The organism is Pseudomonas sp. 8_5_2, assembly GCF_059295255.1.
Genome location: NZ_CM181238.1, coordinates 2,045,437 through 2,057,688, shown reverse-complemented (window position 1 = coordinate 2,057,688; position 12,252 = coordinate 2,045,437). Strand labels below are relative to the sequence as shown.

General features: G+C 60.9%; 13 protein-coding genes, 1 tRNA gene and 2 pseudogenes. 11 read left to right on the top strand and 5 right to left on the bottom strand.

The genetic code is table 11. The features are described 5' to 3' along the window. Positions 1-178 precede the first annotated feature (178 nt). Together AC5O5R_RS09390 and AC5O5R_RS09385 are read left to right on the top strand one after the other, a co-directional pair. Positions 179-1,225 carry an alpha/beta fold hydrolase gene (locus tag AC5O5R_RS09390; RefSeq protein ID WP_494515212.1) on the top strand — a complete coding sequence of 349 codons (1,047 nt, stop codon included), beginning with the start codon at positions 179-181 and terminating at the stop codon, positions 1,223-1,225. Positions 1,226-1,517: 292 nt separating this feature from the next. Continuing rightward, the gene (locus tag AC5O5R_RS09385) at positions 1,518-1,703 is read left to right on the top strand and encodes a hypothetical protein (RefSeq protein WP_172218666.1); all 186 of its coding nucleotides are present in this window, start codon (positions 1,518-1,520) and stop codon (positions 1,701-1,703) included. A 29-nt stretch (positions 1,704-1,732) separates the two neighbouring features. Here the strand turns inward: AC5O5R_RS09385 and AC5O5R_RS09380 are convergent, their stop codons facing one another. After that, positions 1,733-2,893, bottom strand: coding sequence for an MFS transporter (locus AC5O5R_RS09380; RefSeq protein ID WP_494515211.1), 1,161 nt, complete (start codon positions 2,891-2,893; stop codon positions 1,733-1,735). A gap of 282 nt (positions 2,894-3,175) precedes the next feature. Here AC5O5R_RS09380 and AC5O5R_RS09375 point away from each other — a divergent pair, with 282 nt between their 5' ends. Beyond that, positions 3,176-4,393, top strand: a complete 1,218-nt coding sequence (locus AC5O5R_RS09375) for an amidohydrolase family protein (RefSeq protein ID WP_494515210.1) — start codon at positions 3,176-3,178, stop codon at positions 4,391-4,393. A 121-nt stretch (positions 4,394-4,514) separates the two neighbouring features. Continuing rightward, complete coding sequence (locus AC5O5R_RS09370; protein ID WP_494515209.1) at positions 4,515-4,898, top strand: NUDIX domain-containing protein; 384 nt, start codon at positions 4,515-4,517, stop codon at positions 4,896-4,898. A 53-nt stretch (positions 4,899-4,951) separates the two neighbouring features. On the opposite strand, the gene AC5O5R_RS09365 is transcribed toward AC5O5R_RS09370, so the two are convergent. Then, positions 4,952-5,830, bottom strand: a complete 879-nt coding sequence (locus tag AC5O5R_RS09365; RefSeq protein WP_494515208.1) for a LysR substrate-binding domain-containing protein — start codon at positions 5,828-5,830, stop codon at positions 4,952-4,954. 333 nt (positions 5,831-6,163) lie between these two features. Between AC5O5R_RS09365 and AC5O5R_RS09360 the strand changes: the two genes are divergently transcribed. The 3 genes from AC5O5R_RS09360 (at position 6,164) to AC5O5R_RS09350 (ending at position 8,342) form a co-directional block, all read left to right on the top strand. After that, positions 6,164-6,859, top strand: a complete 696-nt coding sequence (locus tag AC5O5R_RS09360) for a 3-oxoacid CoA-transferase subunit A (protein WP_172218674.1) — start codon at positions 6,164-6,166, stop codon at positions 6,857-6,859. Between the two features lie 8 nt (positions 6,860-6,867). Next, positions 6,868-7,509 (top strand): 3-oxoacid CoA-transferase subunit B, encoded by a 642-nt coding sequence (locus AC5O5R_RS09355; protein WP_172218676.1) that lies wholly within the window; start codon positions 6,868-6,870, stop codon positions 7,507-7,509. A 194-nt stretch (positions 7,510-7,703) separates the two neighbouring features. Then, positions 7,704-8,342 carry a hypothetical protein gene (locus AC5O5R_RS09350; RefSeq protein ID WP_494515207.1) on the top strand — a complete coding sequence of 213 codons (639 nt, stop codon included), beginning with the start codon at positions 7,704-7,706 and terminating at the stop codon, positions 8,340-8,342. Positions 8,343-8,355: 13 nt separating this feature from the next. On the opposite strand, the gene AC5O5R_RS09345 is transcribed toward AC5O5R_RS09350, so the two are convergent. After that, positions 8,356-8,727 (bottom strand): MerR family transcriptional regulator, encoded by a 372-nt coding sequence (locus AC5O5R_RS09345; RefSeq protein WP_494512491.1) that lies wholly within the window; start codon positions 8,725-8,727, stop codon positions 8,356-8,358. 73 nt (positions 8,728-8,800) lie between these two features. On the opposite strand from AC5O5R_RS09345, the gene AC5O5R_RS09340 reads away from it, so the two are divergent. Continuing rightward, positions 8,801-9,865, top strand: a complete 1,065-nt coding sequence (locus tag AC5O5R_RS09340) for an SDR family oxidoreductase (protein WP_494515206.1) — start codon at positions 8,801-8,803, stop codon at positions 9,863-9,865. A gap of 221 nt (positions 9,866-10,086) precedes the next feature. Beyond that, positions 10,087-10,314 (top strand): annotated as a pseudogene (locus tag AC5O5R_RS09335) (Fis family transcriptional regulator); the annotation flags it as partial. A 28-nt stretch (positions 10,315-10,342) separates the two neighbouring features. On the opposite strand, the pseudogene AC5O5R_RS09330 reads toward AC5O5R_RS09335, so the two are convergent. Further along, positions 10,343-10,519 (bottom strand): annotated as a pseudogene (locus AC5O5R_RS09330) (type II toxin-antitoxin system RelE family toxin); the annotation flags it as partial. Positions 10,520-10,536: 17 nt separating this feature from the next. Between AC5O5R_RS09330 and AC5O5R_RS09325 the strand changes: the two are divergent. Next, positions 10,537-10,986: a site-specific integrase gene (locus tag AC5O5R_RS09325; RefSeq protein WP_494515205.1), complete on the top strand. Its 450-nt coding sequence runs from the start codon at positions 10,537-10,539 to the stop codon at positions 10,984-10,986. 119 nt (positions 10,987-11,105) lie between these two features. On the opposite strand, the gene AC5O5R_RS09320 is transcribed toward AC5O5R_RS09325, so the two are convergent. Next, positions 11,106-11,193, bottom strand: a tRNA-Ser gene (locus AC5O5R_RS09320). A 134-nt stretch (positions 11,194-11,327) separates the two neighbouring features. On the opposite strand from AC5O5R_RS09320, the gene AC5O5R_RS09315 reads away from it, so the two are divergent. Further along, positions 11,328-11,999 (top strand): Bax inhibitor-1/YccA family protein, encoded by a 672-nt coding sequence (locus AC5O5R_RS09315; RefSeq protein ID WP_172218690.1) that lies wholly within the window; start codon positions 11,328-11,330, stop codon positions 11,997-11,999. Positions 12,000-12,252 lie beyond the last annotated feature (253 nt).

The following is a 12,252-nucleotide window of genomic DNA, read 5'->3' as shown; positions in this document are numbered from 1 at the left end:
ATCCTAGCAGAGGCCGGAACGCCCGCTGCTGCCGTGTACTTGTATCCTTATGTGTACAGAATGAGACCTGATACACAAGAACGTTTCCTACAGGGTAATCGGACATATCGGCGGTACAGACGTCATCTTTACTGGCACCCATCAACCCGCACCGATGGTTTTGCCAAGGAGATGCCCGATGCCCGCCCGTCACTTGACCACTGCCCTGCCACGTCGCTTCAGCCGGACCCTGCTCGCCTGCGCCCTGCTGCCGCTTGGGCTGTTGACCGCCAACGTCGCCACAGCAGCCCCCCAGAAGCCTCAGCCCACGGCAGCAGCAGCCACGCCTACCTTCGGCCCGCTGAAACACGTCCACGCTGGCGTGCTCGATGTGGCCTACGTGGAACAAGGCCCGGCCGACGGCCCGGTGGTGATCCTGCTGCATGGCTGGCCGTATGACATTCACAGCTTCGAGGAAGTTGCGCCGAAGCTGGCGGCCAAGGGTTACCGGGTATTAGTGCCCTACGTGCGCGGCTACGGCCAGACCCGCTTCCTGTCCGCCTCCACCCCACGCAACGCCCAGCCCACTGCCCTTGCCAGCGATGTGATCGCCTTCATGGACGCCCTGCACGTCCAACGCGCCGTCCTGGCCGGCTTCGACTGGGGAGCGCGCACCGCCGATATCGTCTCGGCGCTGTGGCCAGAACGGGTGAAGGCGCTGGTCTCGGTCAGTGGCTACCTGATCAGCAGCCAGGAAGCTGCCAAGGCCCCGTTGCCGCCCAGCGCCGAGCTGCAGTGGTGGTACCAGTACTACTTCGCGACCCCACGCGGTCAGGCCGGCTACGAGCAGAACCGCCATGCCTTCGCCAAGCTGATCTGGCAGACCGCCTCGCCCAGATGGGCCTTCGATGACGCCACCTTCGAGCGCAGCGCCAGTGCCCTGGACAACCCCGACCAGGTAGCGATTACCGTGCACAACTACCGCTGGCGATTGGGTCTGGCCAAGGGCGAAACGCGCTACGACCCGCTGGAGGCAAAACTGGCCAGTTTCCCGAGTATCGCCGTGCCGACCATTACCCTGGAAGGCGACGCCAACGGCGCCCCGCACCCACCCGCAGAAGCGTATGCGCAGCGCTTTACGGGCAAATACGAGTACCGGCTGATCAGCGGTGGCATCGGCCACAACCTGCCGCAGGAAGCGCCGCAGGCGTTTGCCCAGGCGGTGGTGGATGCAGATCACCTGTAGGCTGCCGGCGGCATTTGCTACAGAACGTTTCAAAAGCGCAGCAGGCGCAACGTTGAGCCACGATGAGCGCCTGCTGTGCCGAAACCGATTGAGCCCGGCTAAAAACGGGGCGTGGAGCGCGATCAAGCGGATATGAATTGAAACGTAGCTTGTAGGATCTTTTACCGTGCGCTGTAGGGGGAATCGAGCCAACGGGATTTGCCTGTATGAAACATCAGTTTCTCCGGCAATTTCGAGCTGCTACGGTCCATTTTTCCTACAACGGCACGGAGGCCTACAGCATGAGAAAAGCATGGACACATACAATGCCTCGGCCCTGAAGCTGCAGAAAACCTTGCTCAGCCTGCGCCTTGAGCGTGATCGCCTGAAAACGGAGGGCAAGGACCAGGAAGCCAATGCCCTTGCGGGGCCGATCGCGAAGCTGGAAGCTGCCCTGCGGGACTTGCCGGACGACCTGAAGCCGGGGACGCTGCAGTGACCACCGGAGCAGATAGACCCTGATCCGCCTCAACTGGCGTCGAGGGGGCTACGGCGCAGGCCCTTGGGCCCCGCGCCAAAGCAAGTCACCGCAAAGGCAATCAGCAACGCCCCCGTCCCCAGCAGAAAGATCAGTTGCTGGTTGGAGCCCTCCACCAGCATGGCAATCAGCGCCGGGGTCACCGCCGCAGCGCCCATCAGGGTGATACTGACCAAAGGCGTGAGCTTGCCAGTCGGATCATTGGTCGTGATCAGTGCCATGTAATACGACAACGACAGCACCCAGCCAAAATTGATCAGCAGCAGCGCGACAAACAGCTGCATTGGCGTGCGGGTATGGCCGGTCAGCATGGCGATCGAGATAAACACCGCCACCAGCCCCACGGCGATCATCAACTGCCGATTGACCCGTGCACCCAGCAAGCTCGGCAACCCCGCACCCGGCAAGCCACCGATCGCCGAAAGACCAAACGCCCAGCCGATATCGACGCCGGCAATGCCCTGGTCCCGCGCCAGCTGATCAATGAAGCCCCACACGCAGTAGATGGCCACCTGCATGAACAACATGCCCAGCAGCGCAGTGCGCCCCGTGCGCGCCGTACCACCCTGGGCGGGCGAACCTTCGCCACTGGCCAGCGCCACTGCCGGGCGACGCGGCAGCACCAGGCTGGCCCCGCAGATCAGCAGGTACCACAGGCCAAATGCGCACAAGGCGGTCACCGTACCGCTCTGCGCGGCAAGCAGCGGCAGCGCTGCGGAGAACAGCGAGTACTCCGGGGTCTGCAGCAACAGCATCAACCCGAACGAACGGTCCTGATTGGGCAGGCGGCCCAGCGTCGACACGGCATAGGCATATACCAGCCCGGCACAGGTGCCAGCCCCCATGCGCACGGCCAGCAGCATCGTGTTGCTGGTGGTGAAGGCAGTGGCAATGCTCAACGCCACGCACAGCGCGCCAACCCGCAGGCACAGGCTGCGACCGCCATGGCGCTTCATCAGCAGCGGGCACAGCAAGGTGCCCAGCGTCATGCCGATCATCTCGACCGACACCACCCAACCCTGCTGGTCGAGCGACAGGCTCAGTTGCTCGGTGACCAGCCCCATGAAGATAGGTTGTACGCCACAGACAATGAACGAAGTACAGGCAATGAAAATCAGCGCGGCACGCAGCAGCTTGGAATCTTGGGTCATAGGGGGACTCCGACACAGCATTTGTTTTTATTGTTTGTGAAACCTGCCCTGAAAGGCGCCGTAGCAGTCGCCTGGGCTGATCCTGGGAGCAATGCTGGGCCGAGTTCGAAAGGTTTGAAAGTTAATTATCGGCATCGGGTTCAGTGGGTTTTTTAATGCAGGCAAACGGCACTCACCTGCATCCAGAAACGCACTGCATGCAATCCTGATAATTAATTTGTGACATGACCGCATCCTCCCTACCGTGGGGCATCATCCAAGCCTCAGTAAAAAGGCCCGATCATGAACGACCGCGAGTTCATCAACGCCATCGATGCCGATGGCCTGCCCCTGCACATCGCTGTTACCAACGGCCGCATCACCCACATCGGACCGCTGCGTGCCAGCAGCCCAGCCCGCGAAACCATCGACCTGGAAGGCCTGCTGGTGCTGCCCGGCTTCGTCGACGGCCATATTCACCTGGACAAGAGCTTTGTCGGCGACCGCTGGCGACCGCACCAACCTGTCGCCAGCCTGCGCGAGCGCCTGGCCGTGGAAAAACGCGAACTGGCCAGCGCCCCGCCGATCGTCGAGCGCGCCGACGCGCTGATCCGCCAGGCCGCCTCGTTCGGCACCCTGGCCATGCGCTGCCATGTGGACGTGGATGCCAGCACCGGCCTGAGCAACCTGCGGGCCATGCTCGAAGCCCGCGACAGGTGGAAAGAGCTGATCGACATCGAACTGGTGGCCTTCCCCCAGGCCGGCGTGGTGACTTGCCCTGGCACCGCCGAAGTGATGGAAGCCGCCGTGCGCGAAGGCGTGCAGGTGGTCGGCGGCATCGACCCGACCACCCTGGACGGTGACGCCGAAGCCCAGCTGGATATCGTGTTCGGCATCGCCGACCGGCATGGCGTGAAAGTCGACATCCACCTGCACGAGCCCGGCGATATCTGCATCGCCCAGCTTGAACGCATTGCCGCACGCACCCAGGCACTGGGCATGCAGGGCCTGGTTGCGGTCAGCCACGCCTATGGCCTGGGCGATGTAGCGGATTCAGTGCTCGACCGCACCGCCGAACTACTGGCCGGCGCGGGCATCTCGATCATGACCAACGCCCCTGGCGACCACGCCTTCCCGCCTGTGCTGCGTTTGCGTGCTGGCGGCGTGCGCGTATTCACCGGCAACGACAACATCCAGGATGCCTGGTGGCCTTACGGCAACGGCGACATGCTGCAGCGTGCGATGCTGGTCAGCTATCGCTCGGGCTTTAACACCGACGAAGAACTGCGGGTTGCGCTGCACATGGCGACCGAGGCCAGTGCCGCGGTGATGGGCAAGCAGGATTACGGCTTGAAGGTCGGCAACGAAGCCAGCTTTGTCCTGTTCAAGGCTCCGAATGCCGCGGCGGCGGTGGCGGCAGCCCTTCATGAGCGAGTGATCGTGCGGCACGGCGCATTCTGGGGCGGGCCCGCGCAGTTGCAGTTGCAGGCTGCGCAGTTTGCAGCAGAGCTGCGGCGCTAGCGCAAACAATCGGCCAACGCGGGCGGGTCCGGGTGCGACCTTGTACCGCGAAGGCCATTCACCGCCTCACCTGAACTTTGGCGTCCCGGCAGGGCCTTCCGTTGATACAGGAGGAGCCACCATGAACCCATCGAAAGAGCTGCACGCCACTATCATCTGCCTGCAGGCCGACAAGATTCTGCTGGTGCGCCAGGAGGCTTCAGTGTGGTCTCTGCCTGGCGGCAAGATCGACCCCGGCGAAACACAGCTCGAAGCGGCACACCGTGAGCTGTTTGAAGAAACCTGCTTGCACCTCACTGATGCCCAGTTTCTCGGACATAGCGTGCTCCAGTACGAAGAACACTGGGTCTATCGCATGATCGTCCCGGCGCCGATGCAGCCCCAGCCCTCGCATGAAATCGTCGAGTGTCGCTGGTTTTCGGCCGACGAGTTTCATCAAGTCACGATCAAGCCAACCCACATGGAGCTGCTGCGACGAGAAGGCTTTGTCTCCGCCGGAAAGTAGTACGGCGAACCTCGGTGCCGGAGGCATTGCCCAAGCCCCCTATCGGCCGTGGCTCACTCGGCCTCGGCGCGCAAGATACCGATCAGAATCTCGGCAAGCTCGATAACCATCGGGTCTGCCGTGGGCCGATGAAAAATCGCCGCCTCAAACACTGTGATCGGCTTGAACCCCTCCTGCGCCCCCAGCACCTGATGCCTGGGCGTGACAACGCGGGACGGCAGCAGGCTCACCCCCAACCCATTGGCGACCGCTTCCTGAATCCCCGCCAGGCTGGAACTGGTAAACGCGATACGCCAACTGCGCCCCATGGCCTCAACCGCCCCGATCATGTCATCGCGGTACAGGCCACGCGCCGGAAAGGTCACCAGCGGGATAGGGTCCTGGGCAAAACACGGGTATTGCGCACTGTCGATCCACTCGATGCGCTCTGGCTGGCAGGCATTGGCCTCCCGGCTATGCCGACGCTGCTTGATCAGCACCAGGTCGAGCTCGCCACGGTCATAGCTGCTCATCAGGTCGCGGCTCAGACCACCGGTAATTTCCAGTTTCACTGTCGGATTGCGCCGGTTGAAGGCCGCCAGCGCCTGCATGGTCTTGCCAGCGACAAAATCGTCCGGCAGGCCGATGCGCGCGGTCACGGTCACCCCGCCCGACATCGCTTCGGTCAGCTGGCTGCTGACCGCCAGCAGGTGGCGTGCGAAGCCCAGCAAGGTTTCTCCGGCATCGGTGGGGTGCACCTCGCGGTTGCTGCGGTCGAGCAACTGGTGGCCGACCATTTCCTCCAGCCGCCGCACCTTCTGGCTGACCGTTGACTGGGTGGAATGCAGGCGGGCAGCGGCGGTGGTAAAGCTGCCGCAGTCGGCCACCATGACCACGGTGCGGAGCATGTCCAGGTCGTAGATGGCGCGGTTGGATTTGCTGGAGTCTGGCATTGGGGGGTTAAGCTTCTGGCAACTGGCTGGACACATGATGCCTGAACCCGAAGTGCATGACGCATTGCCTTGACGCCAGGAGACTTTGTAGGTGTGCACGGGCTTTAAATGGCCTGCGGCTGAATTGCGACAAATAGCGACCAAAACTGCCCGCATATCGCACAACAGTTCGATAATCGCACAAATTCCGCCAAACCCTCTCTACTGTTGCCCTATCTTGCGGCACGCTATAGCGAAAGTCAGCAACCAATTCCAGCTGCTGACTGGCCCCATCGCTTCACCGCGCGCCGGCCAGCCCTACAACTCAACTCCAGGAACAACCAGGAGCTCGCCTTGATCAATAAAACGTTTGAGTCCATCGCCAGCGCGGTGGAAGGGATCACCGACGGTTCGACCATCATGGTCGGTGGCTTTGGCACTGCCGGCATGCCGTCCGAACTGATCGACGGCCTGATCGCAACCGGTGCCCGCGACCTGACCATCATCAGCAACAACGCCGGCAACGGCGAGATCGGCCTGGCCGCCTTGCTCATGGCAGGCAGCGTGCGCAAGGTGATCTGCTCGTTCCCGCGTCAGTCCGATTCCTACGTGTTCGACGAACTGTACCGGGCCGGCAAGATCGAGCTGGAAGTGGTGCCGCAAGGCAACCTGGCCGAGCGTATCCGCGCAGCGGGCTCGGGCATTGGTGCGTTCTTCTCGCCGACCGGCTACGGCACCCTGCTGGCCGAAGGCAAGGAAACCCGTGAGATCGACGGCCGCCAGTACGTGCTGGAAATGCCGCTGCACGCCGACTTTGCGCTGATCAAGGCGCACAAGGGCGACCGTTGGGGCAACCTGACCTACCGCAAGGCCGCCCGCAACTTCGGCCCGATCATGGCCATGGCCGCCAAGACCGCCATCGCCCAGGTTGACCAGGTCGTCGAACTCGGCGAACTGGACCCGGAGCACATCATCACCCCGGGTATCTTCGTCCAGCGCGTGGTCGCCGTGTCCGGCGCTGCCGCTTCTTCGATTGCCAAAGCTGTCTGAGGCCTGCCATGACCATCACCAAAAAACTGTCCCGCACCGAGATGGCCCAACGCGTGGCCGCAGACATCCAGGAAGGCGCCTACGTAAACCTGGGCATCGGCGCACCGACCCTGGTGGCCAACTACCTGGGCGACAAGGAAGTGTTCCTGCACAGCGAGAACGGCCTGCTGGGCATGGGCCCGAGCCCGGCGCCGGGCGAGGAAGACGATGACCTGATCAACGCCGGCAAGCAGCACGTGACCCTGCTGACCGGCGGTGCCTACTTCCACCACGCCGACTCGTTCTCGATGATGCGTGGCGGCCACCTGGACATCGCTGTGCTGGGCGCCTTCCAGGTGTCGGTCAAGGGCGACCTGGCCAACTGGCACACCGGCGCCGAAGGTTCGATCCCTGCCGTAGGCGGCGCGATGGACCTGGCTACCGGCGCCCGTCAGGTGTTCGTGATGATGGACCATCTGACCAAGACCGGCGAAAGCAAGCTGGTGCCCGAGTGCACCTACCCGCTGACCGGCATCGCTTGCGTCAGCCGTATCTACACCGACCTGGCCGTGCTTGAAGTGACGCCTGAAGGGCTGAAAGTGGTCGAGATTTGTGCTGACATCGACTTTGATGAACTGCAGAAGCTCAGCGGTGTGCCGTTGATCAAGTGATCCAGGCCGCCGGCCTGCAAGATTGTCGAGGCCCAGGGGGGCGATCAGGTTTACAGCCGATATCGCCTCCAATCACCTACAAAGTGATACACAGCGCGCTTTTCTGGACATACCCGGGATAAACGCCGTTGACACCATGGCACCGCGAAACGCTGCGACATCCCGCACGCAGCGTTCATACCTCGGAGCCCGCCATGAACCGCCACGCCGAAACTGCCAGCCTCCAGGGTTGGCGACTGTTCTCACTGTTGTCCCTTTTGGTGCTGATCGTCACTTCGCTGGCGCTGTGGTATCAGCCTCAATGGGTAGAAGCCCTGCGCAGCGCGATCCGGACCACCGCACGTACATCCTTCACCCTGTTCCTGCTGACCTTCCTTGCCACCTCCCTTGCAGCCCTGGTACCGACTGCCTTCACGCGCAGCCTGCTGCGCAACCGACGCTTCCTTGGGCTGGCTTTTGCCTTTTCCCACGCTGTGCATGCGGTCCTGATCCTGTTGTATGTGAAGTTCTTCCCCGACACCTTCTGGCATGGCCGTACGGCCACAGCGAATATTCCTGGGTCGATCGGCTATCTGTTCATCATCCTGATGACCATTACCTCCTTCCCCGCCGCAGTGAAACTGCTGGGCGCTCGCGCGTGGAAATGGCTGCATGTCACCGGCACTTGGGTGATTGCTGGCGTATTCATGCTGTCATTCTACAAACGCCTGCCCATGGGTTCCTGGTATCCGCTGGGCTTCGCACTGATCTTCAGCGCCATGCTCTTCAAGCTCACCGCCCAGCTGGCCATACGCCTGCGGCGCAACGCCATAGAGCCAAGCGCTACTCACTGATCATTATCGTCGGTTAGGCAATAGTGTGCCCGTGGGCAATGGCACTGGCTTCAAGTTTTGCACGCTCCGCGTCCAGAAAAACATACGTAGCTTGCAAGCCAGTGATCCGCGCCTGAATGTCGGCCATTTTGCTGGCGACCAGCGCCGCGCCTTGGGCGCAGTTGATCGTATTGCCCCGCTTGGCCGCGAGTATCTCCCCAATCTCGGCGAGTGAAAAACCCACGCCCTGGGCACTTTGAATGAAGGCCAGATCAATCACGGCCTGCTCGCTGTAGCGACGGTAGTTATTGGCCTGTCGATTGGCCGCGATAAGCCCGAGCCGTTCGTAATAACGCAATGCATGGCGGCCGACGCCACTGCGCCGCTCCAACTCTCCAATGTTCACAACAAAAACTCCTTGACTGTAGAGCGGGCTCTACACCTTAGCCTGCGCCCATTATCCAGACAAGGAATCAGGCATGAGCGTGGAATGCTTCGTTACCGGCGGCAGTGGGTTTGTGGGTCAACATTTAGTGGCCCGCCTGACTGCAACAGGGCACAAGACCTGGGTGCTTATGCGCAGCCCCGAAAACATCGAGCGACTCAAAGAGCAGGTAAGCCGATTGGGCGGTAATCCTGCGCATATCCATGCGGTTGAGGGCGATATAAGCAAGGAAGGGCTTGGACTCAGCGAGGTCGACAGGCATCACGTGGCTTCGGCGTCGGTAATCTTCCACCTCGCCGCGCAGTTCTGCTGGGGGCTGACAATGGAGCGCGCCCGCACAGTGAATGTGCAAGGGGCACTGAACGTAGCGAGGCTGGCAGCGAACCAGCGTGTCCGACTGGTGATGGTGGGTGGCTTCATGCTGCAGAACCTTAGCCACCTTGCCAGTATCGGGGTTGATCACCAGCACCCTGAAAACACCCACTGGCCCGCAGTCTACGGCCGTGTTGGCGGCTACGAAGGCAGCAAGCTCGAGTCCCATTTTGAAGTCATTCGCTACATGCACGAAGCCGGCGCGGATTACACCATCGTTCACCCCGCGACGGTATGTGGACACAGCGAGAGTGGGCACATCGTGGAAGGGCAACCTATGGCCGAACTGATCCGAAACCTGGCGCAAGGCCGGTTCAAGGCCATACCCGGTTCCGCCAGCCATTGGTTGCCGTTAGTCAGTGTCGATTATCTGGTGACGCTGATAACCCGCGTGGCGTACGACCCCGCTATGGCCAATCGGCAGGTTCTGGCGCTGTATAAGCACACACCGAACTTACAGGGGATGCTTACGCAGATGGCACAAACGCTGGAGGTGAAGCCGCCCCGCCACCATGTATCAATAAGGTTGCTGAGGTGGCTATTGAAGATTCCCGGACTGGCAACCCGATTCTCGATCAGCGCAGAGTCATTGAACTTCATCCAGACGCAGCGCTTCGACATGAGTGGTACCGAGTGCCTGGAGCGGAAGTATCAGCTTACGCATCCCGACATGGCGCGCACTTTGGAAAAGACGGTGCGCTACGTCAAAGGCTCTTTGATCACATGACGCAGAACGCTCAGGCCATCTTCGTCAGGTAGCATTGCGAATGTTCGGCTAAGCCGACGTCGCAGCATTTGTCTTGCTCTGTTTGATCGTTATGGTGTTTTCTTCAAGACCAGGTTCACTCCCCGGCTGAGGGCTCCGGGCGGACATCCGCGGGTGCTGGCCTGGCTCAGCTTGCTGTACAGGTCTGCAGGGAATGGGTTGCCGTTGGCATCGAACTGGTTCCACTCAAGCGGGTCATCTCTTGGCAAATCGCTGAAGCCATGAAAAGTCAGAAGGTGACTAAGAAAGCACTGGCTGCACGCATGCACACCAGTCGTACCGCAGTGGATCGCGCACTCGACCAAGACGATCCGGGCATGACGCTGGCGACCCTGGCCAGCGCCGCCCGCGCACTAGGCCAGCGCGTGGAGGTGCGACTGGTGCCAGAGCAAAAGCCTGCTCACGTATAACCTCGCCCCGCATTAGCGGGGTTTGGAATCAGACTCGCAGTGCAGCAGTCTCATAGACTTCGTCGTCGCGTCGGGCCCCAGCGCACAGGACAACCACGATTTCAGTACCCTGGATACGATAGACGATGCGCACATCGCCAGTCCGAATGCGGCGGCATCCAGCCAGTACACCCCGAAGGGGCTTACCGGGCTTGTCGGGTTCACCTTGCCAAGCAATGTAAGGTGAAGAAGACACGGCGGTCGACTCGCAGAGTCAAGCTGCTCGCACCAGCACTCCGCGCGCTGCAAGCGCAGGCACGGTACCCTAGGCAACTGCCGGCAGACCTCATCAAGGTCGTCGAGCGCGATAACCGGACGATTCGCGAGCAGCGTGTACAGTTTGTCTCTCACAACACGGCCACGGGCGAGCCGTACCCGTCCTCGGACGTACTTCGGCACGGCTGGTGGATCCACCATCTGGAAGGTGTCGGCGTTCGCCAGCACGGATCGAACACCGGCCGACATACCTTCGCCAGCCAGATGCTGAGCAGTGGCCTGGCCACACCAGAGTGGATTGCGGATCAGTTGGGGCACACCTCGACAGCCATGATTTTCAGGCACTACGCGAAGTGGATCAGCCAGGACGGACCAGATGTGGTGGGGTTGCTAAACCAGACACTCAGGTTAGGTTGAGAACATAAAAAAAGGGGCCATAAAGGCCCCTTTTTTTGCCTTCGATTCCCAAAGTGTTCCCAAACGTTCCCTTTTGAGGATTCAACGGGGATGAACATCAATGAAATCAGGCACTTGTATGGCGGAAGCGTAGAGATTCGAACTCTAGGATAGTTGCCCATCGACGGTTTTCAAGACCGTTGCCTTAAACCACTCGGCCACGCTTCCAGCTCGTTTTGCGGTCGCCATAATACCGTAATGAAACACGCTGTCAAACTCTCTGTGTCGCGGGTTGCAGGAGCTCTGATAGACTCCTAGCATCTGAACGTTCGAAACCACAGGTTTTACCAAGGAGTGTCGCCATGCGCGAACAGGATTACGCCGTACACCACGGCCAGCAGGTCGAGCAGCAGGAGATCAGCAAGGTCCTGCGCAACACGTACAGCCTGCTGGCGCTTACCCTCGCCTTCAGCGGTGTCATGGCCTTCGTGGCCCAGCAGATGCGCGTCGGCTACCCGAATGTGTTCGTGGTACTGATCGGCTTCTACGGGCTGTTCTTCCTTACCAACAAGCTGCGTGATTCGGCATGGGGCCTGGTGTCCACCTTTGCCCTCACCGGCTTCATGGGCTTCATCCTCGGCCCGATCCTCAACCGTTACCTTGGCATGGCCGGTGGCGCTGAAGTGGTCAGCTCGGCGTTTGCCATGACTGCGCTGGTGTTCGGTGGCCTGTCGGCCTACGTGCTGATCAGCCGCAAGGACATGAGCTTCCTCAGTGGCTTCATCACTGCAGGCTTCTTTGTTCTGCTGGGTGCGGTAGTAGCCAGCTTCTTCTTCCAGATCAGCGGCCTGCAACTGGCGATCAGCGCTGGCTTCGTGCTGTTCTCGTCGGTCTGCATCCTGTTCCAGACCAGCGCGATCATTCATGGTGGCGAGCGTAACTACATCATGGCGACCATCAGCCTGTATGTGTCGATCTACAACCTGTTTGTCAGCCTGCTACAGCTGTTTGGCATCATGGGTCGTGATGACTGATTGACGTTGTTTGAGAAAGCCCGCTTCGGCGGGCTTTTTTGTGGGTTTCAGAAAGAGGATTGGGTGAGGGACCTAGCTGGTTGGCGAACACCGGCGGGGCCGGTGGCATGAACTGCGTGTGGATTCTTCGCGGGTGAACCCGCTCCCACAGAGGTCTGCGGCGCAGGCTCTGACTCTATTCCCCCTGACAAACCAGCATCAAATAACTGACTAAAAAGTCAAATAATCAGGTAAATAGTCGCCGATCATGCCG